Below are 24,694 nucleotides of genomic sequence, written 5' to 3' on the forward strand. Positions count from 1 at the left end.
GCCGCATCCGTCCATCCCGACCCCCGGTCCTTGCATGAGGCCAAGTTGCATACGGGACGTTAAGGCCGACGAACCCCACCGCGCGGTGCCCGGTGCAACGTCGGGAAAGGGCCGGAAATTTCCACGATGCCCCTTGCACCCGCCCCGCTTCGCGGCTACACGATCCGGCACGACGACCCCTGATGCGGAGAGGTGGCAGAGTGGTCGAATGCGGCGGTCTCGAAAACCGTTGTCGGTGTGAGCCGACCCAGGGTTCGAATCCCTGTCTCTCCGCCAATTACCCTATGAGATCGCGCAGGTCCTGAAGCGTCACCGGACCGCCATCGTCCAAGAAATCCGACCCAACCATGGCGCCGATATGCCTAGGGTGCGTGGCTACTTCGCCTTGGCGGCGCAGATCCGTACGGGGATCGTCATCACTGCAAGCACAGATGGATCCGCCAGCCGCAGCTCTGCAATAGATCTTGGATACGCGACGTTCAGCTGGACACCGAAACAGGTCACCTGCCGCCTCCGTCTGGAGAACGATCGTTTCCAAACCTACCGGAAAACGACCGGTCACTGCATCTACGGCCACCCCTTCCCCCGCATACGCAAACTGCCGCAGCGACACCTGCTGCCCCCGCACATTTATTCCAGAGCACGACAGCGGGTAAGAAAGACGCACCTCCTCAGGCTTGAAGGTGCGTCAGGATGCCGCACACAAGATCTTCAGTCACAGCAGTACAGCAAGAAAAAGCTTCTTGATCTACATGTTGCATTAACCTGGAATGGCCTTGTTTCTCAAAAATCAAGAGAATACGGCTGCAGTCTTTTCTTTCGTCAAAAAATCGTATTGACTCACTAATGCATTAGTCCGCTAATCGGGATGATCCTTTTGTTGCGTTGGGAGGCAAGACGACAGGATTGAAGGCACCCTGCACACTGCTTTCAGGCGGTGTGCGCCAAAACCATTACGACTTTCAGACAATACCCATTCCATCGGAAATGGCAGGGCACAGCACTGCTTTGCCTTCAAACGCGTAATGGTCGCCTTCCGGATAACGGCTGCAGCTTCGCTGACGGTCAGAAAGCCTTGGGGGAGGAATTAAGATATGTTATTCAACCGTTATGCGACAGGCATTTTTGCCGTCAGTCTTTTTGCGGCCAGCGGTGCAATAGGCCAAGATTATAAGGAAGCGCCGCAACTTCTGAAGAAAGTCGAAGAAAACCAATTGCCCCCGGTGGCAGAACGCCTTCCGGTCCGACCCGAGGTCGTGACGCCGATTGATTCCGTCGGGCGATATGGCGGGTCCTTGAAATCCGGGATCATCGGAGCGTCCGACCAAAGCTTCCTCTTGCGCTGGATCGGCGCTCAGGGCTTTGTCCGGCGCAGCACGAACTTCGACGAAATCGTGCCCAACCTGGCCGAAACCTATCAGGTCAGCGACGACAACCGTCTCTTCACCTTCACCCTCCGTGAGGGCCTCCACTGGTCTGATGGCACGCCCATGACAACGGAAGATGTCCGTTTCGCCATGGAAGATGTCATGCTGAACAGCGATCTCGGCGCGATCGAATCCCGCTATGTCGCGGGCGGCACACCGGTGAGGGTGGAGATCGTGGATGACCGCACCGTCACCTTCACCTTTGATCAGCCGAACGCGATGTTCCTGATCGAGATGACGCGGTGGGAAGGACAAAGCCCGGTTTACTATCCCAAGCACTACTGCTCGCAGTTCCACGCCGATCACAATCCCGACGTGATGACCCTTGCCGCGCAAGGAGGGTATGCGGACTGGCAAAGCCTGTTCGCGGCAAAATGCGGCGGTGTGCGCACCGCGGCGCGCTTCATGAACATCGAACGGCCGGTCATGGATCCGTGGGTGATCACGGCGCCTTACAACGGCGGTGCAACCCGCGTCACCTATGCCCGGAACCCTTACTTCTGGCAGGTCGACACCGAAGGCAACCAACCCATGCGAGGATGCCGGCCGCTGCAAAAATGTCGCCCTCGTCCATGTGATCCTCGTCCAGAAGGATAGCGGGGCGAGGCCGGGCAAGATGCTTGGCGAGGGCCCGGTGCGTCGTTGCCCGTCGTTGATCCGCTGGATTTGATCCAGCACGAACGGCCCGGCGCAGGCGAAGCGAATGACGGCCCCTCCAGCGTGGCGATCCTGCAGCCAGTGCGCGGCGACGGGTTCGAAAGCCAACCCTTCAGCATGATCCATGCTGTGCAGGCCAACGTGACTCAGCCGGTACGGCGGTCCTACACGCACGCGATTCTCGCACCCGAAGGTTGCCAAGGCGATACCCGGATGTATCGGGCTGTACGCTCGCCCTTTCACCCGCGATGCGGAACAGATCGATCAGGCCGTGGAGCGGGGCCAGATCAGCAGACCCCTCCCGATCACCTTCGTTCTGGCTGTCATCGTCCTTGACCATCCGCGAGGCACAGTTGGCATGATGCCGAAGGCGGTCAACCATTGCCATGGATGCAATATATAAGTGAAAACTATTGCGATTATCGCTGAGGATGTTCCAGGGCACAGTCTTCTCACAGACATCGCAACCCTCTGACAAGGAACAAAGATCATGACCGGCAAACTTGACCTGCTCTCGCCCACGAACAGCCAGATCATCTTCATCGACCACCAGCCGCAGATGGCCTTTGGCGTGCAGTCGATCGACCGGCAGGTCCTGAAGAACAACACCGTGGCCCTGGCCAAGGCCGCGCAGATCTTCGGCATCCCGACCACGATCACCACGGTGGAAACCGACAGCTTCTCGGGGAAGACCTATCCCGAACTGCTGGACGTGGTGCCCGACGCGCCGCTGCTGGAGCGGACCTCGATGAACTCCTGGGACGACCAGAAGGTGCGCGACGCACTGGCCGCCAACGGCCGCAAGAAGATCGTCGTGTCGGGCCTGTGGACCGAGGTCTGCAACAACTCCTTCGCGCTGTCGGCGATGGCGGACACGGATTACGAGATCTACATGGTCTCCGACGCGTCGGGCGGCACCAGCAAGGAAGCCCATGACATGTCCATGATGCGCATGGTGCAGGCGGGCGTGATCCCGGTGACGTGGCAGCAGGTGATGCTGGAATGGCAGCGCGACTGGGCCAAGCGCGACACCTATGATGCGGTGATGAACGTGGTGCGCGAACATTCCGGCGCCTACGGCATGGGCGTGGATTACGCCTACACCATGGTTCACGGGGCCCCGGCCCGCGGCCGCCACACCGGCGCGACGCTGGCCCCCATCCCCGCATGACCCTGTCCCTTTCCCGCCGCGCGCTGCTGATGGCCGCGGCGGCCACCGTGACCCTTCCCCTTCTGCCGGCCTTCGCCGCCACATCAAAGGACGTCGCCATGACCTTCGTCACCACCACCGACGGCACCGAGATCTTCGTCAAGGACTGGGGCCCGAAAGACGCCCAGCCCATCATGTTCCACCACGGCTGGCCGCTGAGCAGCGACGACTGGGACGCGCAGATGCTGTTCTTCCTGGGCCAGGGCTTCCGCGTGATCGCCCATGACCGGCGCGGGCACGGTCGGTCCTCTCAGGTGTCGGACGGGCACGACATGGACCACTACGCCGCCGACGCCTTCGCGGTGGTGGAAGCGCTGGATCTGAGGAACGTCGTCCATATCGGCCATTCCACGGGGGGCGGCGAGGTTGCCCGCTATGTCGCGAAACACGGCCAGCCCGCAGGCCGGGTGTCGAAGGCGATCCTCGTCTCGGCGGTCCCGCCGCTGATGCTGAAGACCGACGCCAACCCCGACGGCACCCCGAGGGAGGTGTTCGACGGCTTCCGCGCCGCCCTTGCCGCGAACCGCGCGCAGTTCTTCCGCGACGTGCCTGCGGGCCCGTTCTACGGTTTCAACCGCGAGGGTGCCGAAGTGCAGGAGGGCGTGATCCAGAACTGGTGGCGCCAGGGCATGATGGGCGGGGCCAAAGCCCACTACGACGGCATCAAGGCCTTCTCGGAAACCGATCAGACCGAGGATCTGCGCGCGATCACCGTGCCCACGCTGGTCCTGCATGGCGAAGATGACCAGATCGTGCCGATCAAGGCCTCGGCCGAGAGGTCGGTGAAGCTGCTGCAGAACGGCACCCTGAAGACCTATCCCGGCTTCTCGCACGGCATGCTGACGGTGAACGCCGACGTGCTGAACAAGGATCTGCTGGCCTTCATCAAGGGCTGATCGGCCCCCACGCCGTCGATCATGGCAGCGGCCCGTCCTCGACGGCCTTTCCAGCGCCCCTCGCACATGCGATCCGGGCTGATGCAATGACAAGAACAGAGAAGCCCATGCATCCTGACCTGATCCTCCACAACGCCCGCATCACGACGCTGGACCGGGCAGCGCCCACCGCGACCGCCGTGGCGATCACCGACGGAGCCTTCACCGCCACCGGCAACGACGCCGAGATCCTGAGGCTGGCGGGCGAAAGGACGCGGATCCTCGACATGCGTGGGCGGTCCGTTCTGCCCGGCCTGATCGACAACCACACCCATGTCGTGCGCGGCGGCCTCAACTACAACATGGAGCTGCGGTGGGACGGCGTGCGGTCCCTGTCGGACGCCATGAACATGCTGCGCCGGCAGGTGGAGATCACGCCGCCCCCGCAATGGGTGCGCATCGTCGGCGGCTTCACGGAACACCAGTTCGACGAAAAGCGCCTGCCCACGCTGGAGGAGATCAACGCCGCGGCCCCCGACACGCCCGTCTTCATCCTGCACCTCTATGACCGCGCCCTGCTGAACGCCGCCGCCCTCCGCGCCGTCGGCTACACCAAGGACACGCCGAACCCGCCGGGGGGCGAGATCCAGCGCGACGCGCGCGGCAATCCCACGGGCCTGCTGCTGGCAAAGCCCAATGCCGGGATCCTTTATGCGACGCTGGCGCGGGGGCCGAAGCTGCCCTTCGACTATCAGCTGAACTCCACCCGCCACTTCATGCGCGAGCTGAACCGGCTGGGCATCACCGGCGTGATCGACGCGGGCGGCGGGATGCAGAACTATCCCGAGGATTACGAAATCATCCAGAAGCTGCACGACGACGACCAGCTGACGGTGCGCCTTGCCTACAACCTCTTCACCCAGAAGCCGAAAGAGGAGAAGGAGGACTTCCTGAAGTGGACGAAGTCCGTCACCTACCGGCAGGGCGACGACTATTTCCGCCACAACGGCGCGGGGGAGATGCTGGTCTTTTCCGCCGCCGATTTCGAGGATTTCCGCGAACCCCGCCCCGATCTCGACCCCGGGATGGAGGACGATCTGGAGGACGTGGTCCGCATCCTGGCCGAAAACCGCTGGCCTTGGCGGATGCACGCCACCTATGACGAGACGATCACCCGCGCGCTGGACGTGTTCGAGAAAGTGAACCGCGACATCCCGCTGGAAGGGATCCACTGGTTCTTCGACCATGCGGAAACCGTGTCGGACCGCTCGCTCGACCGGATCGCGGCGCTTGGCGGCGGGGTCGCGGTGCAGCACCGCATGGCCTATCAGGGGGAATATTTCGTCGAACGCTATGGCGCGCGGGCGGCCGAAGCCACGCCCCCCGTCGCCAAGATGCTGGAGAGGGGAGTGCGCACCTCGGCAGGGTCGGACGCGACCCGGGTGTCCAGCTACAACCCCTGGGTAGGGCTGTCATGGATGATCTCGGGCGCGACGGTCGGGGGGCTGCGGATCACGCCCGAACGCAACCGGCTGGACCGGGAAACGGCGCTGCGCATGTGGACGGAAAAGGTCGCGTGGTTCTCGAACGACGAGGGGCGGCGTGGCCGCATCGCGCCGGGCCATCTGGCCGATCTGGTGGTGCCCGACCGCGACTTCTTCACCTGCGCCGAGGCCGACATCCCGGACATCACCGCAGACCTGACGATGGTGGGCGGCCGCGTCGTCTTCGCCAAGGGCGCCTTTGCCGACCACGCCACTCCCATCCCGCCCGCCATGCCCGACTGGTCGCCCGTGCGGACCTTCGGCGGCTATGCCGGCTGGGGTCAGGCGCAGGTGGCGCAACAGGCGGCTATCACATGCGGCTGCGCGTCGTCCTGCGGGGTGCATGGCCATGATCATGCCCGCGCCTGGGGTGGACATCAGCCGGTGTCGGACCTGCGCAGCTTTTGGGGCGCGCTTGGCTGCGCCTGCTGGGCGGTGTGACCGCCGGGAACATGCGCCGCCAGAAAGTCCACAAAGGCACGGATGCGCAAGGCCAGATGCGGATGCCCCGCATAAACGGCGTGCAGGGTTTCGGGCTCGGGCGGGGCGTAATCGGCCAGAACCTCGACCAGCCGCCCGTCAAGAAGGTCCGCCGCCACCACCGTGTCCCCTGTCCGCATCAGCCCCAGACCGGCCAGGCAGGCCTGGCGCAGGATGGTCCCGTCGCTGGCGGCAAACGGGCCGCGCACCGGCTGTCGCAGCGCATTGCCGCCGGCGTGAAACATCCATTCGGGGGGCTGGAAGTTGTAAAGCAGCGCGTCATGCCCCTCAAGGTCGGCGGGGCGCTGTGGCACCCCGCGCCGCGCCAGGTATTCCGGCGCGGCGACGACCACCCGCCGCATCGTCGCGATCCGCCGTGCGGTCAGGGATGACGATTTCAGCCGCCCCGAACGCAGCGCCAGATCTGTCCGTTCCTGCCACAGATCCACCACGGCATCGCTCAGCGTCAGGTCCAGCTGCACGTCGGGACAGGTCCGCAGGAACGCCGGCACCAGCGGCAGAACCACCAGCGTGCCGAACCCCACGGTGGAACTGACGCGCAAAGGCCCGCGCGGGGTCTGGCCGCGCTGGCCGATCCGATCCTCCATCTCCGCCAGCCGGTCCAGCATCTGGCGCGCTTCGGCCAGATAGGCCTCTCCCTCCGGCGTCGGGGTCAGGCTCCGGGTGGACCGGACCAGCAGCCGCACCCGCAGCCGTTCCTCCAGCCGCGTGATGGCGCGGCTGACGGCCGAAGGCGTCTGCCCAAGCTGCCGCGCGGCGGCGGAAAAGCTGCCTAATGCTGCCACGCGCGTGAAGATCTCCATCTCTCCCAGCCGGTTGTCCATCGCCCACCTTTGCATTTCAAGCACAAGTGTTCCTCGGATAGAGGCGGTTATCAAGCGATATCGCCCGCGTCATATGGGTGGCCACAGAAAGGAGCCGCCATGCCCCCCGCCCTTATCGCCCTGACGATCGCGGCCTATGCGATCGGAACCACCGAATTCGTCATCGTCGGCCTGCTGCCCACCGTGGCCGCCGACCTGTCCATCACCCTGCCCACCGCCGGCCTGATCGTCAGCGTCTATGCGCTTGGCGTGACCTTCGGTGCGCCGATCCTGACCGCGCTGAGCGCACGCCTTCCGCGCAAGCCGCTGTTGCTGGGGTTGATGGCGTTGTTCATCCTTGGCAACGCCCTCGCCGCGCTCAGCCCCTCCTACGCGCCGCTGCTGGCGGGGCGGGTCTTGTCGGCCTTCGCCCATGGCGTGTTCTTTTCCGTGGGCGCCACCATCGCCGCCAGCCTTGTCGCGCCGGACAAGCGCGCCTCGGCCATCGCATTGATGTTCATGGGACTGACCTTCGCCATCGTGACGGGGGTGCCGCTGGGAACGCTGATCGGGCAGACCTTCGGCTGGCGCGCGACGTTCTGGGGCGTCAGCCTGCTGGGCGCCGTCGCCATGACCGGCATCGCCCTGCTGCTGCCCGCGAACATCGAACGTCCCGAGGCGGCCCCGCTGCGGGACCAGCTGCGCGTCCTGACCAGCACCCGCTTGCTGCGCGTCTATGCGATGACCGCGCTTGGCTATGGCGGGACCTTCGTGGCCTTCACCTACTTGGCCGCCATTCTGGAAGACATCTCCGGCTTCTCCTCGGCCCAGGTCAGCCTGATCCTTGTCCTTTACGGACTGGCCATCGCGGCGGGGAACCTGCTGGGCGGGCGCATCGCCAACCGTGATCCGGCGCGTGCGCTGATCGGGCTTTTCGCCGCGCAGGCGGCCGTGTTGGCGCTGTTCACCTTCACCGCGCCGCATCCCGCGCTGGCGCTGGTGACGTTGGCCGCGATGGGCTTTCTGTCCTTCGCCAACGTGCCGGGGCTTCAGATCTACGTCGTGCAACTGGCGCAAGAGGAACGGCCCGGTTCGGTCGATGTCGCCTCGGCCTTTAACATCGCGGCCTTCAACCTTGGCATCGCCATCGGCGCATGGGTGGGCGGGACGGTTGTCGGCTCCCCCCTCGGCCTTGGGGCCACGCCCTGGGTCGGCGCGGCGCTGGTCGCGGGCGCCCTGATCCTGACCCTCCGCAGCGCCGCACTGGACCGCGCGCATCCGCAGCCCACACTTACCACCTGAGAAAAAGGAGAGCATCATGCACAGCATCACCGCAAACGGCGCGACCATCCCCGCCCTCGGCTTCGGCACCTTCCGCATGGACGCGGGCGAAGTCGCCGCTGTCCTGCCCGAGGCGCTGCGCCTTGGCTTCCGCCACGTGGACACCGCCCAGATCTACGGCAACGAGGAGGCCGTGGGCGCCGCCATCGCATCCTCGGGCGTGGCACGGGACGAGATCTTCCTGACCACCAAGGTCTGGGTCGACAAGTTCGCGCCCGCCGACTTCATCCCCTCAGTCGAGGAAAGCCTGCGCAAGCTGGGCACCGATCATGTGGACCTGCTGCTTCTGCACTGGCCCGGCGGCAGCGACGTGTCGCGTGCCGACCAGATCGACGGCCTGAACCGCGCGCGCGACGCCGGAATGACCCGGCATATCGGCGTCAGCAACTACTCCTCCGCCCAGATGCACGAGGCCGCGAAGCTGAGCGCCGCGCCGCTGGTCACGAACCAAGTGGAGTATCATCCGTGGCTGGACCAGACGGCGGTGCTCGCCGCCGCGCGGGAACTGGGCATGTCGTTGACCGCGTACTACGCCATGGCCGACGGCAAATCGGCCACCGATCCGGTTCTGGCCGAGATCGGCGCCAAGCACGGCAAGACGGCCGCGCAGGTGGCACTGCGCTGGCAGGTGCAGCAGCCGGGCGTCGTTACCCTGTCGAAGACGGCAAAGGTGGAACGCCTGCCCGAAAACCTCGCCATCTTCGACTTTGAACTGTCGGGGGACGAGATGGCCGCGATCCACGCGCTGGCCACCCCCGCAGGCCGCATCGTCAGCCCTGCGAACCTCGCCCCCCGGTGGGACTGATCACGGCAGGGGGATGAAATCCGCATCATCCCCCGGCGGCAGCTGGAAGCGGCCATGGGCCCAATCCCCCTGCCGCCACGCCTCCTTCGCCGCGTCGATGCGCTCTTGCGACGACGCGACGAAGTTCCACGAGATGTAGCGCGAGCCGTTCAGTGTCTCGCCCCCCAGCACCATCAGCCGCGCACCTTGCGGCCCTGCCGTCAGGGTGATCCGGTCGCCGGGGCGGAAGACCATCATGCGCCCCGCCTCGAACGTATCGCCCGCCACGGTGATGGAGCCGCTGGTGATATAGACGCCCCGATCCTCGTGGTTGTCCGGCAAGGGCAGCTTCGCCCCCGCCTGCAGCACGGCATCGGCATAGAACGTCTCGGTGAAGGTCTTCACCGGAGCCGTCTCGCCATAGGCCGATCCTAGGATCAGGCGGATCTGCTTGCCGCCTTCGTCAAGGAAGGGCAGCGCGTCCTGACCGTGATGCTCGAAGCTCGCAGCCTGATCCTCGGCCTGTTCCGGCAGCGCCACCCATGTCTGGATGCCGAACAGCGATCCGGGCTTCGTCCGCATCTCCTCGCTCGTGCGTTCGGAATGGGTGACGCCGTTGCCCGCGATCATCCAGTTCACCTCTCCGGGATAAACCATCTGGTCGGCGCCGGTGCTGTCGCGGTGGTGGAACTCGCCCTTGTACAGATAGGTCACGGTGGCGAGGCCGATGTGGGGGTGGGGCCGCACGTCGATGCCGCCGCCGGTCAGGAACTCGGCCGGGCCCATCTGGTCGAAGAAGATGAACGGGCCGACCATCTGGCGTTTCGGGGCGGGCAGCGCCCGGCGCACCTCGAACCCGCCCAGATCGCGGGCGCGGGGGATGATCAGCGTCTCGATGCTGTCAAGGCTTTCGGGACATTCAGGGTTCTGGGTGGGATTCCAGCTCATGGCTCAGGCCTTTCCGATGGTGTGGTGGATCTGGGGGGCGGCGGTCAGCAGGGCGCGGATCTCGTCCTGCAGGGCCTTTTCGGCCAGGCTGACGCGGTCGTGGTGGCGCAGATGCGACAGCCATGACGCTTCGTGCCAGCTTTCAAACAGGCGCGTCGGATCGAACGTGTCCTGCCGCAGCACCCAGCCATAGGCGCCATGCGCGCGGCGGCTTGCCTTTTGCTGCTGCATCAGGCGGGTGAAGCGGTCGTGATGCGCCTCGGGCACGTCATAGGCGATCCAGATGGTGGTCGGCGCATCGTTCGCCGCTGCGACAGGCGCAGCCCAGTGATGGGCGGGGGCGTGATCCTCGGCCAATCCCGACAGGCGCGCCCAAAAGGTCAGCGGCACCGCGATCAGAAGACCCGCCGCCGCCACAAGCAGCGTCGCGGTGATCGAGGCATGGGTCGCAACCGCCCCCCAGCCAAGGCTGCCCACCGACATCGCGCCCGAAAAGACCGTCAGATAGATCGCGAGCCCGCGCGCCCGGACCCAATCGGGCAGCGCCGCCTGCGCCGCCACGTTCAGGCTGGACAGAACCGCGATCCAGGACGCGCCCGCGACCAGCCCCGCCAGCAGCGCGGGCACCGTGCCCGGCACCACCGCCAGCGTCACCAGCACCAGCGCCGTGCCGGCCGTGCCCGCCATCACCGTGCGATCCGGCCCCAACTTGGCCCGCAGCCCGGGCAAGAGCAACGCGCCGCCCACGGCACCGACGCCGACCGAGGCCAGAAGCCCGCCATAAAGCCCTGCCCCTCCATTCAGCACGACGCGCGCCACCAGCGGCAGCATCGCCCAGAAGGCACTGGCGAACAGAAAGAACGCCGCCGCCCGCACCAGCACCAGCCGCAGCGCACGGGTGTGCGCGGCATAGCGCAGCCCCGCCACCATCGCGCCGATGAGATGTTCCGGCGGCAGCGTGCTTTCGGCTTCCTTCGCAGGCTTCCACCAGATCAGCGCTGCGATCACCACCAGCGTCGACACCGCATTCAGCGCAAAGGGCCAGACGAGGCCGAAGGCCGCGATCAGCATCCCCGCCACCGCCGGCCCGATCGCACGGCTGATGTTGATGCCCATCGAATTCAGCGCCACCGCCGCCGTCAGGTCCGACCGCGGCACCAGCTTCGGCACGATGGCCTGCCATGCAGGCGCGATGAAGGCGGCCCCGCTGCCCAGAAGGAAGGTGAAGACCAGAAGCAGGACCGGCGTCATCGCCTCGGCCTGCACGACCGCCGCGACGGCGAAGGCCACGACCGACAGGGCGATGTTCACGACCAGCAGCAGGCGGCGACGGTCCACGATGTCCGCCACCGCACCGGCCAGGATCGCGAACAGGAAGACGGGCAGCGTCGTCGCCGCCTGCACCATCGCCACGATCTGCGGCGAGGGGGCGAGCGAGGTCATCAGCCACCCCGCCCCCACATCGTTCATCCAGGTGCCGATGTTCGACACCACCGTCGCCCCCCACAGCACGGTGAAGGCGGTCTGCCCGAACGGCGCCCATGCGCCGCCCGTGGCCCGTTGCGGGATCGCGGTCATGTCCAACGCTCCTGCGGCATGTCGAAGATCAGGATGGTGCCGTCGGTCTGCCAGTCCAGCGTGGGGGGCGTTTCGGTCAGCTCCAGCCCGTCGCCCGCGACAAGGCGTTCGCCCTCCATCCGTGCCATCCCTTCGACCAGATGCACGAAAACGGCGCGATGGGGCGCGACCTCGATCCGCGTGCTGTCACCATCCTTCGGGCGGGCCAGCGTGATCCGCGTGTTGGATCCCAGCACCAGCGGCCCCGTGCGTGAGGCCAGAAGCCCTTCGGCCAGCGGGGCCGACTGATAGGACGGCTCCCCGTCCGCGCGGTCGGGGATCACCCAGATCTGCAAGACATGCGCAGGCTCGGTGTCCGAGGCGTTCATCTCCGAATGCGTGACGCCCGACCCCGCGCGCATCAGCTGCATCTCTCCGGGTGCGATCTCGGCCACGTTGCCAAGGCTGTCCTCGTGCCGGATGCGGCCGGACAGGACCAGCGTCAGGATGTCCATATCGGCGTGATCGTGCGGGGCGAAACCCGCGCCCGGCACGATCGTATCCTCGTTCAGCACGCGCAGGCGGGCAAAGCCCATGCGGGTGGGGTCGAGGAAATCGCCGAAGCTGAAGGTGTGGAACGCATCGGCCCAGCCCTTGCGGGTGCGGCCCCGGCTCATGTTCTCGTGGATCAGGATCATGGGATCAGTCCTTTCAGGGCGAGGAGTTCGGCATGGCGCAATTCGTGCCCGCCCTCATGCAGGGTCAGGGTAACGGTCGCGCCGGCGTCGCGGTAATACTGCGCCAAGCCCTCGGTCAGCGGCAGCGGGCAGATCGGATCGCGCCGCCCGCCGGTGATCAGAACCGGCAGGCCTGCGAAATCGGCCGGCGGCGGCGCGAACGGGATCAGCGGGTGCAGCAAGGCAATGCCGTCGAACAGGTCGGGGGCGGCAAAGGACATGCTGGCAAGAATGTTCGCCCCGTTGGAATAGCCGAAGGCAAAGCGCGGGCCGGGCTGCCGGCGGACGAAGGCGATCATCTCCTCCGTCCGCGCGGCAAGGTCGGCCATGTCGTAGACCCCTTCGCCCGTGCGGCGGAAGAAGCGGTTCGCGCCGTGTTCGGACACCGCGCCGCGCGGTGCGACCAGACCGGCACCGGGCCAAAGATCGGCCACAAGGCCGGCGAACTGGTGTTCATCCCCACCCGTGCCGTGAAAGGCGAAGACGGTGGGCGAGCCTGGGGTGACGAGAGCGTGCATGGCGTCAGTCCGTGATCGGTTCAAGATGGGCTTCGATGCGGTCGCGCAGGCGTTCGTGCTGGGTCGGCAGCTTCAGGTCCTGCCCCAGCCGGTCAGCGGGCTCGTCGCGGGTGAAGCCGGGTTCGTCCGTCGCCACCTCGAACAGCACGCCGCCGGGGGTGCGGAAGTAGATCGCCCAGAAATAGTCGCGGTCGATGGGCGGCGTTACCTGGTATCCGGTGTCGACGAGCGCCTTGCGCACCTCCAGTTGCGCCGCGCGGTCGGGCACGGCAAAGGCGATGTGGTGGACCGATCCCGCGCCCTGCTCGGCATGTTCGGCGCCGGGCAGGGTCTCGATGTCGATGATGTCGGCGCCGTTGCCGTTCGGGATGCCGTAGCGGGTGACGCCGTTCTCGGTTCCAAGACGATCGTAACCCATGAAGCGCAGCAACTCGCCCGTGGCGCCCTCGTCGCGCAGGCGCAGGGTGGCGCCGCGGAAGCCGCGCACCGCTTGGGCTTCGGGCACCGTCCCGGTCCAGCCTGTCCGTGCGTCCTGCGCCACCTCGGTCAGGGCCAGCCCGTCGCCATCGGGGCCAAGAAAGCGCAGGCGCTTCTCACCGAAGGCCTCCGTCTCCACCAGCCCCTGCACGTTCTGCGCGGCCAGCCGTTCCTTCCAGAAGCCGAGGGTGCCCTGCGGGACGGAGAACGCCGTCTCGCCCACCTCACCGAGGCCGGGGCGGCCCTGTCCGACGTGGCGGAAGGGGAAATAGGTCATCACCGAACCGGGTGTGCCCTGCCCATCGCCGTAATACAGATGATACGTGCCCGGATCGTCGAAATTCACCGTCTTCTTCACCCGGCGCAAGCCAAGGGTGCGCGTGAAGAAGTCGCTGTTGCCCTGCGCGCTGGACGCGATGGCGGTGACGTGGTGCAGGCCGTGGATCGGAAGAGTCATGGTGATCTCCTGTGTTCGTGTTGAAGACAGGATGCACCTGAACGTGCTTCACATTAATGGGGATAATTGTTGGCTATCTGTTGCCGCTTTTGCAATGAAGGTTCAGTAGGCCGCGATGACGAACGCGGGAACCTGCTGCTCGAAAAACTTGGAGAAGGTGGCAACGCGCGGCGGAAGGGCCTGATAGGGCGGATAATAAAGCGTCAGCCAAAGGTCCGGCGGCGTCCAGCCCTTGAACACATGGACCAGCTTCCCGGCGCGGATGTGTTCGGCGATGTTGAAGCCCGGCAGCAGGGTGACACCGTGACCCTCGGCGGCCATGTCCGCCAGAACCTCGCCGCTGTTGGCGCTGAAGGCCCGCCCCGCCGTCAGGCTGATCGACGACCCGCCATCCGAAAGCACCCACGTCTCGCCCCGGCTGCTGCCGCTGTAGGCAAGGCAGTCGTCGGGCTGAAGTTCGTTCGGATGGATCATGTCCACGAAACGGCTGCCGGGCGCGGCGACGAGAATGCGCGGGATCGCGCAGATCTTGCGCCAGATCGTGAACTTGTCCGAAGGCGCCGAGGAGATGCGGATCGCCAGATCGTAATCGTCATCTACGATGTTCACGAGCCCGTCCGACAACGAGATCTCGAAGCTCATCCGGGGATAGGTGTCCTTGAAGGCCGACAGGATCGGCGGCAGCACGGTCTTGCCCAGCCAGGTGGGGGAGCTGATCCGCAACCGCCCCTCCTCGGCCTTGTGGGCGTTCATCACGTCACGCCGCGCCTGATCCAGCGTGTCCATCGCCCCCTTGATCTGCGCGGCATAAACGGCCCCGTCCGCCGTCAGCGAAACCTGCCGCGTCGTGCGGACGAAAAGTTGCACCCCCAGATCCGATTCCAGAGCGGCGATCGCGCGGGTGACGGCCGCGGGCGTCATGCCCAGCTCGCGCGAGACCTGCACGAAGCTCTTCTTCTCCGCCGCAAGCAGGAAGGTCCGCAGGGCCTTGTAGTTGTTCATCGAAAGCCTGTTGCGTTCAGTTTGACTATCCCGCGGATACAACGTCCTGCGGTGCATTGAAAGCGACCCACGCGTGCACGGGGGCGAAGCGCAGGCCAGGCATGCAGTCGCCCTGTCACGAGCAGCCGTTTGTGTTGAAAGTCCCGCCCAGATCCGATTGAGATCGGCGCAATCTTCCGTGTCTTGGCTCATGCATTCCAAGCGGCTGCCTGATGCTCTGGCTGCGCCGCGCCTCGGAACGCCCGGCGGTCACTGCGCTGGACGCGGCGAGCAGCACCAAGACATGACTGTAGGCAAGCCTCGTGCCGTCCGCGACGCCGGTGTCGTCCGCGGACCAGACATAGCCGCCATGATCCGTATCCCGGTGCCGCGTCAGAAGCTGCTCCATCCCCGCATCGGTGTCCTGCGCTCCGAACGCCTTTCCCAGGGCAAAGGAGGGGACAAGCCGGGTGACCGTGTGCAGTTCCTGCACCGGATCGGCCAGGGGTGGCTTTCAAGGTCAAGCGTCGCGATGCGGCCCGGCTGGACGCTGAGACGGAAGGCGTCGATCAGCGCGGCCGCCCGGGCGCGCAGCCAGGTGTCATGGGGGGGGTCGTGCAGGATATGGGTCATGCGGCCTCGGGGAAGCTGGCGGCGATCAGATGCCGCGCATAGGGATGGGTGGCGCGGCCAGCGCTGATATTCGCGGGGGGTCAGTTGGTCCACGAAACGGCCTTCCTGCATGACCAGAACGCGGTCGCACATGTGGGCCACCACCGACAGGTCATGGCTGACGAGAACGTAGGTCAGCCCCCGCTCGTCACGTTTGTCGGAGAGCAGGTTCAGGATCTCGGCCTGCACGCTGACGTCAAGGGCGCTGGTCGGTTCGTCCAGCAGCACCACGGGCGGTTCCACAATCAGGGCGCGGGCGATGGCGACGCGCTGGCGCTGGCCGCCCGAGAGTTCGTGCGGGAAGCGGTCGGCAAAGGCTGCGGGCAGGCCCACTTCGGTCAACGCCGCCTCGTTCCAGTCGCAGGCATTCGGGGCACTGGTGGATGCGTTCGCGATGATCCGGTCCGGGCGGGCCGGCATCGCGGCGATCCTCACCCGCTGATCCGGTCCGCCGGAAGTTGCCGCGGGCAAGGCCATGTCGGGCGAAAGCCATCGCCGCACTGCGTCCTGAACGGACTCGTCTTGACACCCCCCTACCCGAAGTCGCCATCCGCTGCATTGGCGAGGTGAAGTTCGTGTTGCTTTGTGGAAGATGCTATGAATGTGCGACCATGCGTGAATGACCGTGGTCCCGTGCGCCTGCAAATCATCCACACCGGCCTATGGCAGCGACCTCCTGCCAAGCCATAACGTCTTCCGAACGCTAGTGTCATCAACCCTGAAACAACGGAGAGCTGTCATGTCCATCCAGAAGATCTGTCCAACCGTCGCGCTGGCCGCCCTGCTGGCAACGCCGGCCCTCGCGCAGTCGCATGCGGACCATTCGGCCCCGGCAGCGGAGCCCATGGCCGGTTACATGGAAACCATGGACAGGATGATGGAGTCCATGAAGGGGATGGACTCCTCGGGCAATGCGGACGCGGACTTCCTGCTGATGATGATCCCGCACCACCAGTCCGCCGTCGACATGGCGATGGTGGAACTCGAACATGGCAAGGATCAGGACACGCGGGCGATGGCGGGAAAAATCATCGCGGCGCAGGAGGCCGAGATCGAGGAGATGAAGGCGATGCTGGAGCGGATGGGCGTCGACGCGCCGGAGTGACGTTCCCCGGGGCGGCCGCGGCCATCCCTTTCCCCACGGCAGGCGGCGTCCCACTTCCGTAAGGCATGACAGCGTCGGTCCGGCAGACGCGGGCTGTCAGCCGGGCAGCGTCAGGATCAGGGGCGCGCGGTGCGTCGCGACGACCGTGTGTTCGTACTGCACAGCCAGCGCCCGCGGATGGCTGTACAGGGTCCAGCCATCGGTGCCCTCTTTCGCCACAAGGCCGCCGTTGGACAGGAAAGGCTCCACCGTCAGCACCATGCCGTTCGTCATGCGGCGGGTGTCGCCGCGCGTGGGCCAGGTGGCGATCTCTTCGGGGTATTCGTGCAGGGACCGGCCCACGCCGTGGCTGGCAAGGTTCTGGATCAGGGTATAACCGCGGGCCGAGGCGAACTGCCCGATGGCCTTGCCGATGCCCGCCAGCGGCCTGTCATGCCCGACCTGTGCGATGCCGATCTGCATCGCGCGCTTGCCGTCCCGGCACAGGCGATCGAGCGAGGAGCGCACCGGCGCCACCCGGAACGTCGCCCCCGTATCGGCAAAGAACCCGTTCTTCGAAGCGGAGACGTCGATGTTCACAAGATCGCCCGGCGCGATCACCCGGCCGCCGGGGATGCCATGCGCGATCTCCTCGTTGACGCTGATGCAGGTCGTGCCGGGAAAGTCGTAGGTGGATTTCGGCGCGGACTGCGCGCCCTCACGCTCCAGACCCTCGCGCCCGATCTCGTCCAGCTCCCGCGTCGTGATGCCGGGTTCGATCGCGTTCGAGATGATCCTCAGGGTGTTGGCCACGATCCGGCCGATGGCTTTCAGACCCACGAGTTCGTCGTCCTTGGTGATCGTCATGCTGAACGCTCCGTCTGACATGGACTCCGATGATAGCGGCAAAGGCCGGGAAAGTCCCGCCGGTCCGCGTCAAAAGTCGCCTCTCTTACAGCAGGGTATGGTTCTGCTCCACCACCGCCTCCATCGCCACCCGGCTCGAGGTGTTCGACATGTGCGGCAGGGCGGAGATCTTTTCCGCCATGATGCGCCGGAAATCCGCCATGTCGCGGGACCGGACCTTCAACAGGTAATCGTAGCCACCCGCGATCATGTAGCATTCCTCGACCTCGGGAATGGCGCGCACGGCGGTGTTGAAGGCCTGCAGCGCGGGTTCGCGCGTGTCGGTCATGTTGATCTCGACATAGGTGACGTGGGTCAGCCCCAGCTTCATCGGCGACAGGATCACGCGGTAGCCGGTGATCAGGCCCGCCTCCTCCATCTGCCGGACGCGCAGGGCGACGGGTGTCTTCGACAGCCCCACCTTGCGCGCCAGTTCCGCGATCGGAATGCGGGCGTTGGCGGCGAATTCCGCCAGGATCTTCCGATCGGTTGCATCCAGTTTCATCATTCCACACAACCGTTACATTTTGTTCGTTCAGCCTAGGATATCGTTTATCTTTGGCCCCATCGTCCATGCAGAATCTGATATTGCCCGTCAATCGGCAAGGAGTGCAGCCATGATCGACCCATCCGTCTTTTCCGCCCATGCCAAGTTCCAGGACGAAGCCACGCTGTTGCGCGAACTGACCGCGCGGACGGGTCTGTCGGGCGCCCAGCGGGCCGCCATCTCGGCCCGGGGGGCGGACCTCGTGCGCCGCATCCGCGCCGAGGCCAAGCCCAGCCTGATGGAGCATTTCCTGTCCGAATACGGCCTGTCCACCCGCGAGGGCGTGGCCCTGATGTGCCTGGCCGAGGCGATGCTGCGCGTGCCCGACAAGATCACCATCGACGCGCTTATTGAGGATAAGATCGCGCCCTCCGACTGGGGCCGCCATCTGGGCGAGGCGACGTCGAGCCTTGTCAACGCCTCAACCTGGGCGCTGATGCTGACGGGCAAGGTTCTGGACGACGATCAGGCCGGCACCCTGCGCCGCATGGTCCGCCGTCTGGGCGAACCCGTGATCCGCACCGCCGTGGGCCGCGCCATGAAGGAGATGGGCCGCCAATTCGTTCTGGGCCAGACCATCGACGCCGCCCTGACCCGCGCCCGGACGCGTGAGGCGCAGGGCTTCACCTACAGCTACGACATGCTGGGCGAGGCGGCAATGACCGGCGCCGACGCCGCACGCTACGACCGCGCCTATCAGGACGCGATCACCGCCATCGCGCGCGCCTGTGACAAGGGCAGCGTGGAAACCAATCCCGGCATCTCCATCAAGTTGTCGGCCCTCCACCCGCGCTACGAGGTGGCGCAGGAAGCGCGCGTGATGCGAGAGCTGGTGCCGGTGGTGCTGCGTCTGGCCCGCCAAGCCAAGGCCGCCAACATGGGCATGAACATCGACGCCGAGGAGCAAGACCGCCTTGTCCTGTCCCTGAAGGTGATCGAGGCGGTGTTGTCGGACCCTTCGCTGGCCGGATGGGACGGGTTCGGGATCGTGGTGCAGGCCTATGGCAAGCGCGCGGGCCAGACCATCGACTGGCTGCACGATCTGGCCGTCCGGCTGGACCGCCGCATCATGGTGCGGCTGGTCAAGGGCGCCTACTGGGACAGCGAGATCAAGCGCGCGCAGGTGGAAGGGCATCCGGACTTCCCGCTCTTCACCTCCAAGACGGCGACGGATGTGAGCTACATCGCGAACGCGGCGAAGCTGGTGGGCTATGCCGACCGCATCTATCCGCAGTTCGCCACGCACAACGCCCACACCGTCGCCGCGATCCTGGAGATGGCCGGCGGCATCCGGTTCGAGTTCCAGCGCCTGCACGGCATGGGCGAACGGCTGCACGACATCGCCCTGCGCGAAACAAAGGGGCGCTGCCGGATCTACGCCCCCGTGGGCGCGCATCGCGACCTTCTGGCCTATCTGGTCCGCCGCCTGCTGGAGAACGGGGCCAACAGCAGCTTCGTGAACCAGATCGTCGATGAAAGCGTAACGCCCGAACAGGTGGCCCGCGATCCCTTCGAAGGCGCCCATGTCGCCCCCGCCACGCTGGTCGCCCCGCACGCGCTGTTCGGCGCGCGCGAAAACTCGGCCGGGTTCGACCTGTCGGACGAAACCACGCTGGCCCGCATCAACGCCGCCCGCGACGTGCCCCTGCCCGCCCCCCGCCCCCTGACGGTGCGCGAAGCGACGGGCGAGGTGCAGGAGGTGCTGAACCCCGCCACGGGCGAGGTGATCGCCACCGTCCTGATGGCCGACGCCGCCACCACGACCCGCGCCATCGACGACGCCCGGATCTGGGACGCGCCGGTGATGGAGCGCGCGGCCGTCCTGCGCCGCGCCGCCGATCTGTACGAGGCCGAGTTCGGCGCCATCTTCGGCATCCTTGCGCGCGAGGCGGGCAAGGGTTTGCCCGACGCCGTGGCCGAACTGCGCGAGGCGGTGGACTTCCTGCGCTATTACGCCGACCAGGGCGCGGATGGCACGGCGCGCGGCATCATCGGGGCGATCAGCCCGTGGAACTTCCCGCTGGCGATCTTCACCGGGCAGATCGCGGCGGCCCTGATGGCGGGCAACGCCGTCGTCGCGAAGCCGGCCGAGGCGACGCCGATCATCGCCACGCTGGCCGTCGAACTGCTGCACCGCGCCGGCGTGCCGTCCGGTGCGCTGCAACTGGTCACGGGCGCGGGCCGCGTGGTGGGCACGGTGCTCGCCTCCGATCCGCGAATGGCGGGCATGGTCTTCACCGGATCGACGGCGACGGCGCAGACGATCGCCCGCACCATGGCCGACCACCTGACGCCCGGCACCCCGCTGATCGCGGAAACCGGCGGGCTGAACGCGATGATCGTGGACAGCACCGCCCTGCCCGAACAGGCGGTGCGCGACATCGTCAACGCCGCGTTCCGTTCGGCGGGCCAGCGCTGTTCCGCGTTGCGCTGCCTGTATGTGCACGAAGACATCGCCCCCCACCTGATCGCGATGATCAAGGGCGCGATGGACGAACTGCGCGTGGGCGATCCGTGGCTTCTGGAAACGGACGTGGGCCCGGTGATCGACGCCCGCGCCCGCGACGGCATCCGCGATTATCTGGTCGCCAAGGCGGACCGCGTCCTGCACCGCATCAGCGCCCCCGCAACCGGCACCTTCATCCCGCCGACCCTGCTGCGCGTGTCCGGCATCGCGGAACTGGAGCGCGAGGTCTTCGGTCCCGTCCTGCATGTCGCGACCTTCAAGGGGAACGAGATCGATCGCGTCGTGGCCGAGATCAACGCCCAGGGCTATGGCCTGACCTTCGCCCTGCACACCCGGATCGATGACCGGGTGCAGGCGGTGTCGGACGCGGTGCATGTGGGCAACATCTACGTCAACCGCAACCAGATCGGCGCGGTCGTGGGCAGCCAGCCCTTCGGCGGCGAAGGGCTGTCGGGCACCGGTCCGAAGGCGGGCGGGCCGAACTATGTCCCGCGCTTCACCGTCGCGGAACGCCCGGCCCTGACCGGCGACTGGACGGCCCCGGCCGACGAGGCCGCATTGCGCGCCCGTCTGGACGGCGCCCGCCCGGCGCTGGTGGCCGAACAGATCCTGCCCGGCCCTACGGGGGAGCTGAACCGCCTGTCGCTGCACACCCGCCCGCCGGTCCTGTGCCTTGGGCCCGGCGCCGCCGCGGCCGACGCGCAGGTCGCGGCGGTGGAAGCGCTGGGCGGTCAGGCGGTCCGCGCGGACGGCGCCCTTGCGTCCGAGGCCCTGACGCGCCTGCCCCGGCTGTCCACCGTCCTGTGGTGGGGCGATGCCGACACCGCCCGCAGTCACGCAAAGGCACTGGCCGCGCGGCCGGGCCCGATCGTGGCCCTGGTGACGGGCCAGCCCGATCTGGCGCATGTGGCGCATGAACGGCACCTGTGCGTGGACACCACCGCCGCCGGAGGGAATACCGCCCTTCTGGCCGGCTGACACGACCACCGGCCCCGTCCCCGCGGGGCCGGGCGTTTTGCCCGCTCCCTGCATCGACACCCTCCACGTCTCGGCAGTGCCCCCGGGGCGCTGCCTTTTGCTTGTGCGCCTCAACGCCCGATCCTGAGGTCGTTCCCGCTGCGACCCTGATAGACGTCCTCCAGACCCGTATCGGCCGGATGACCGACATGTCATTCAACCCATGGGCAACCTTGCGCACATTCCCTGCCGCTCCACCGCCTTCGTGATGGGTGGCGCTTCTGGACCCACAAAGATGCCCTTTTGATAGGAAACGCCGAACGAGCGATAGGAAATCGAGATTAGACCTCCCCCCGCACCACGTTTATTGTGGTCCAGTTCCGCTGCTTCGTGTGCAACGGTATGCGGCAGAAGCCTCACCACCGGCGCGCCGCGAAGAAGGGTCTGGGAAGGGCGCGTCATGGCGAACGATATGTTCATCGGAAAGAAGTCGAAGGCGGCGGGCGGCTGGGGCGCGCTGAAAAGCTGCGGCAAGCAGCTTCTGGAGACGCGCAAGCCCCTCGCCGGTGCGATGACCATGCTGAAGGCCAACCAGCCCGACGGGTTCGACTGCCCCGGCTGCGCCTGGGGCGATCCGAACCACGGCTCCTCGTTCGAGTTCTGCGAGAACGGGGTGAAGGCCGTCGCCTGGGAAGCCACCAAGCTGCGCGTGCCGCCGGAGTTCTTCGCCAAGCACACCGTCGCGGAATTGCGGACGTGGAGCGATTACGATCTGGAGCATCAGGGCCGCCTGACGCATCCCATGCGCTACAACGCGACCACCGACCGGTACGAGCCGGTGACCTGGCAGGCCGCCTTCGACGAGATCGGCGCCCTTCTGCGCGGCTTCGATCCGGACCAGGTGGAGTTCTACACCTCGGGCCGCGCCTCCAACGAGGCGGCGTTCCTGTATCAGACCTTTGTCCGCCTTTACGGCACGAACAACTTCCCCGACTGTTCGAACATGTGCCACGAGGCGTCGGGCGTGGCGCTGATCGACGCGATCGGCATCGGCAAGGGCACCGTCCTGCTGGAGGATTTCGAGAAGGCGGACGCGATCTTCGTCTTCGGCCAGAACCCCGGCACCAACCACCCCCGCATGCTGGCCGATCTGCGCAAGGCCACCGAACGGGGCGCGCAGGTGGTGGCGTTCAACAACCTCAAGGAAAAGGGGCTGGTGCGCTTCGCCGACCCGCAGAAGAAGCTGGAGATGCTGGTCGGCGGGTCCGAACCCACCTCCACCATGTATTTCCAGCCGCGTCTGGGCGGCGACATGGCGGCGGTGCGCGGCATGGCGAAGATCGTCTTCGCGGCCGATGACGCGGCCCGCGCGGCCGGATCCGCCCCAATCATCGACGACGCGTTCCTGGCCACCTTCACCACCGGAATGGATGACTGGCGCGCGCTGGTAGAGGCGACGCCCTGGAGCGTGATCGAGGAGCAGTCGGGCCTGACCGAGGCCGACCTGCGCCGCGCGGCCGAGGTCTACATCGCCTCCAACGCCACGATCGCGACCTGGGCCATGGGGATCACCCAGCACCGCCATTCGGTGCAGACCATCCGCGAGATCGCGAACTTCATGTTCCTGCGCGGCAACATCGGGCGCGAGGGCGCGGGCCTTTGCCCCGTGCGCGGCCATTCCAACGTGCAGGGCGACCGCACCGTCGGCATCAATGAAAAGGCCCCCAAGGCCCTTCTGGACGCGATGGAGCGGGAGCTGGGCGTGCCCATGCCCCGGACCCCCGGCCACAACGTGTTGGAAGCGATCGGCGCCATGCTGTCCGGCACGGCCAAAGCCTTCATCGGCCTGGGCGGCAACTTCGCCCGCGCCACCCCCGACAGCGCCCTGATCGCGCAGGCGATGGACAAGCTGGACCTGACCGTGCACGTCGCGACCAAGCTGAACCACTGCCACCTGCTGCCGGGCAAGGTGGGCTTCGTCCTGCCCTGCCTGGGCCGGACCGAGATCGACCGCAATTCGAAGGGCGTGCGGCAGATCGTCACCGTGGAGGATTCCATGTCGATGGTCCACGGCTCGGGCGGGATCAACCTTCCCGCCTCGGCCGAACTGAAGTCCGAGGTGGCGATCGTCGCGGGTCTGGCCATGGCCACCGTGGGATCCACCGTCGTGGACTGGGACGCCATGGCCGACGACAACGACCGGATCCGCGACCTGATGGCCCGCGTGCTGCCGGGGTTCGACGACTACAACACCCGTGTGCGCGTGCCGCGCGGCTTCTGGCTGCGCAACCCCGCGTCGGAGCGGGAGTTCCGCACCCCCACCGCCCGCGCGAATTTCGGCGCCTTCGACCTGCCGGACCAGACCGAATGGCAGATGCGCGCCGACAAGCCCGACACGTTCGTGCTGCAAACGATGCGGTCCCACGATCAGTACAACACCACCGTCTATGCCATGAACGACCGCTACCGCGGCGTGTACGGAGAGCGGGAGATCGTGTTCATCAACCCCGCCGACATGGATGGCCTGAAGGTCGAAAGCGGAGAGCGGGTGAGCCTTGTCACCCTGTCCAACGACGGGATCGAGCGGCGGATCACCGGCTTCCGCGTCGTGCCCTACGACATCCCCCGCGGCTGCATCGCGGGCTACTACCCCGAACTGAACGCCCTCGTGCCCTACAACTCGTTTGGAGAGTGGAGCTTTACCCCCACCTCCAAATCCGTGCTGGTCCGAGTGACGCGCGATGCCGCCTGACCGGGCGGACAAGGAGGCGCTGGCGGAGGATTGGACCCGTCTGGTCGCCCGCCTGCAAGGGAACGCCCCCTTTGCCGACAACGCCTTGGCCGCCGGGCTTTTTGCCGCGCTGGCCTTGGGCATCTCGGCGGACAGCCGGGGGTTCGCGAACGACTTCGGCCTGTCGCACGCCCTTGTCCTGCGCGAGGTGGTGGTGCTGGAGGACGAGATGGGCCTGATCGCGGTGACGCGGGAAGACCCCCGGACGCAGCGCCGCTTCCTTGCGCTGACCCCCGAGGGCGAGAGGCGGGCCGCAGTGGCCCGGACGCCCGCCTGACCTTCCGCACAAGGTCGCGGCCACAGCCTGCCCCCGGGGCGGGCCGTTTGGCGTGCGCCAAGATTCGTAAATGATAACAACAACTTAATCGGCAGAAATCCGCAACTCGCAGCTTGATCGGCTGGCGACATTGTGCCACATGGACCAAATGTCCTAGTGCAAAAGCCGGGTGTTCG

Annotated in this window: 20 protein-coding genes, 1 tRNA gene and 1 pseudogene; 11 read left to right on the forward strand and 11 right to left on the reverse strand. The window is 66.5% G+C overall.

The features are described from left to right. The first annotated feature begins 186 nt into the window (after nt 1–186). The 5 genes from PIJ50_RS08430 (at nt 187) to PIJ50_RS08450 (ending at nt 6,154) form a co-directional block, all read left to right on the forward strand. A tRNA-Ser gene (locus tag PIJ50_RS08430) sits at nt 187–276 on the forward strand. An 818-nt stretch (nt 277–1,094) separates the two neighbouring features. Continuing rightward, nucleotides 1,095–2,024, forward strand: coding sequence for an ABC transporter substrate-binding protein (locus PIJ50_RS08435; RefSeq protein WP_271974370.1), 930 nt, complete (start codon nt 1,095–1,097; stop codon nt 2,022–2,024). Nucleotides 2,025–2,574: 550 nt separating this feature from the next. Next, the gene (locus tag PIJ50_RS08440) at nt 2,575–3,255 is read left to right on the forward strand and encodes a hydrolase (protein ID WP_271974371.1); all 681 of its coding nucleotides are present in this window, start codon (nt 2,575–2,577) and stop codon (nt 3,253–3,255) included. Between the two features lie 98 nt (nt 3,256–3,353). Next, on the forward strand, nt 3,354–4,190 hold the full coding sequence (locus tag PIJ50_RS08445; RefSeq protein WP_271974501.1) for an alpha/beta fold hydrolase: 837 nt from the start codon (nt 3,354–3,356) through the stop codon (nt 4,188–4,190). 107 nt (nt 4,191–4,297) lie between these two features. Further along, nucleotides 4,298–6,154, forward strand: a complete 1,857-nt coding sequence (locus PIJ50_RS08450) for an amidohydrolase (protein ID WP_271974372.1) — start codon at nt 4,298–4,300, stop codon at nt 6,152–6,154. Here PIJ50_RS08450 and PIJ50_RS08455 read toward each other — a convergent pair. After that, nucleotides 6,091–7,038, reverse strand: coding sequence for a LysR family transcriptional regulator (locus tag PIJ50_RS08455; RefSeq protein ID WP_271974373.1), 948 nt, complete (start codon nt 7,036–7,038; stop codon nt 6,091–6,093). The genes PIJ50_RS08450 and PIJ50_RS08455 overlap by 64 nt on opposite strands. 99 nt (nt 7,039–7,137) lie before the next feature. Here PIJ50_RS08455 and PIJ50_RS08460 point away from each other — a divergent pair, with 99 nt between their 5' ends. Further along, on the forward strand, nt 7,138–8,319 hold the full coding sequence (locus PIJ50_RS08460) for an MFS transporter (RefSeq protein WP_271974374.1): 1,182 nt from the start codon (nt 7,138–7,140) through the stop codon (nt 8,317–8,319). 16 nt (nt 8,320–8,335) lie between these two features. Beyond that, nucleotides 8,336–9,163, forward strand: a complete 828-nt coding sequence (locus PIJ50_RS08465; protein WP_271974375.1) for an aldo/keto reductase — start codon at nt 8,336–8,338, stop codon at nt 9,161–9,163. On the opposite strand, the gene PIJ50_RS08470 is transcribed toward PIJ50_RS08465, so the two are convergent. From PIJ50_RS08470 to PIJ50_RS08505, 8 genes and pseudogenes are all read right to left on the reverse strand, one after another. Next, nucleotides 9,164–10,090, reverse strand: coding sequence for a pirin family protein (locus PIJ50_RS08470; RefSeq protein ID WP_271974377.1), 927 nt, complete (start codon nt 10,088–10,090; stop codon nt 9,164–9,166). A 3-nt stretch (nt 10,091–10,093) separates the two neighbouring features. Beyond that, complete coding sequence (locus PIJ50_RS08475; RefSeq protein ID WP_271974378.1) at nt 10,094–11,668, reverse strand: MFS transporter; 1,575 nt, start codon at nt 11,666–11,668, stop codon at nt 10,094–10,096. After that, nucleotides 11,665–12,345 carry a pirin family protein gene (locus PIJ50_RS08480; protein ID WP_271974380.1) on the reverse strand — a complete coding sequence of 227 codons (681 nt, stop codon included), beginning with the start codon at nt 12,343–12,345 and terminating at the stop codon, nt 11,665–11,667. The genes PIJ50_RS08475 and PIJ50_RS08480 overlap by 4 nt, the downstream gene beginning before the upstream one ends. Beyond that, entirely contained in the window at nt 12,342–12,902 is a 561-nt protein-coding gene (locus PIJ50_RS08485; RefSeq protein ID WP_271974382.1) for an alpha/beta hydrolase, read from the reverse strand. The genes PIJ50_RS08480 and PIJ50_RS08485 overlap by 4 nt, the downstream gene beginning before the upstream one ends. Nucleotides 12,903–12,906: 4 nt before the next feature. Further along, on the reverse strand, nt 12,907–13,836 hold the full coding sequence (locus tag PIJ50_RS08490; protein ID WP_271974384.1) for a VOC family protein: 930 nt from the start codon (nt 13,834–13,836) through the stop codon (nt 12,907–12,909). Between the two features lie 102 nt (nt 13,837–13,938). Further along, the gene (locus PIJ50_RS08495) at nt 13,939–14,838 is read right to left on the reverse strand and encodes a LysR family transcriptional regulator (RefSeq protein ID WP_271974386.1); all 900 of its coding nucleotides are present in this window, start codon (nt 14,836–14,838) and stop codon (nt 13,939–13,941) included. Between the two features lie 115 nt (nt 14,839–14,953). Further along, the gene (locus PIJ50_RS08500) at nt 14,954–15,310 is read right to left on the reverse strand and encodes an AGE family epimerase/isomerase (RefSeq protein WP_271974388.1); all 357 of its coding nucleotides are present in this window, start codon (nt 15,308–15,310) and stop codon (nt 14,954–14,956) included. A gap of 136 nt (nt 15,311–15,446) precedes the next feature. Further along, nucleotides 15,447–15,834, reverse strand: a pseudogene (locus PIJ50_RS08505) (ABC transporter ATP-binding protein); the annotation flags it as partial. A gap of 394 nt (nt 15,835–16,228) precedes the next feature. Between PIJ50_RS08505 and PIJ50_RS08510 the strand changes: the two are divergent. Next, nucleotides 16,229–16,594 (forward strand): DUF305 domain-containing protein, encoded by a 366-nt coding sequence (locus tag PIJ50_RS08510; RefSeq protein WP_271974390.1) that lies wholly within the window; start codon nt 16,229–16,231, stop codon nt 16,592–16,594. Nucleotides 16,595–16,690: 96 nt separating this feature from the next. On the opposite strand, the gene map is transcribed toward PIJ50_RS08510, so the two are convergent. Beyond that, the gene (gene map / locus PIJ50_RS08515) at nt 16,691–17,440 is read right to left on the reverse strand and encodes a type I methionyl aminopeptidase (protein ID WP_271974392.1); all 750 of its coding nucleotides are present in this window, start codon (nt 17,438–17,440) and stop codon (nt 16,691–16,693) included. Nucleotides 17,441–17,525: 85 nt separating this feature from the next. After that, the gene (locus tag PIJ50_RS08520; RefSeq protein ID WP_442900719.1) at nt 17,526–17,984 is read right to left on the reverse strand and encodes an Lrp/AsnC family transcriptional regulator; all 459 of its coding nucleotides are present in this window, start codon (nt 17,982–17,984) and stop codon (nt 17,526–17,528) included. Between the two features lie 112 nt (nt 17,985–18,096). On the opposite strand from PIJ50_RS08520, the gene putA reads away from it, so the two are divergent. The 3 genes from putA to PIJ50_RS08535 all read left to right on the forward strand — a co-directional run bounded on the left by putA (nt 18,097) and on the right by PIJ50_RS08535 (nt 24,518). Further along, the gene (putA, locus tag PIJ50_RS08525) at nt 18,097–21,471 is read left to right on the forward strand and encodes a bifunctional proline dehydrogenase/L-glutamate gamma-semialdehyde dehydrogenase PutA (protein ID WP_271974395.1); all 3,375 of its coding nucleotides are present in this window, start codon (nt 18,097–18,099) and stop codon (nt 21,469–21,471) included. 439 nt (nt 21,472–21,910) lie between these two features. Further along, nucleotides 21,911–24,202 (forward strand): FdhF/YdeP family oxidoreductase, encoded by a 2,292-nt coding sequence (locus tag PIJ50_RS08530; protein ID WP_271974396.1) that lies wholly within the window; start codon nt 21,911–21,913, stop codon nt 24,200–24,202. Continuing rightward, nucleotides 24,192–24,518, forward strand: coding sequence for a hypothetical protein (locus PIJ50_RS08535; RefSeq protein WP_271974397.1), 327 nt, complete (start codon nt 24,192–24,194; stop codon nt 24,516–24,518). The genes PIJ50_RS08530 and PIJ50_RS08535 overlap by 11 nt, the downstream gene beginning before the upstream one ends. Nucleotides 24,519–24,694: the final 176 nt, after the last annotated feature.

Source organism: Falsirhodobacter sp. 20TX0035, assembly GCF_028307215.1.
Lineage (GTDB): Bacteria > Pseudomonadota > Alphaproteobacteria > Rhodobacterales > Rhodobacteraceae > Falsirhodobacter.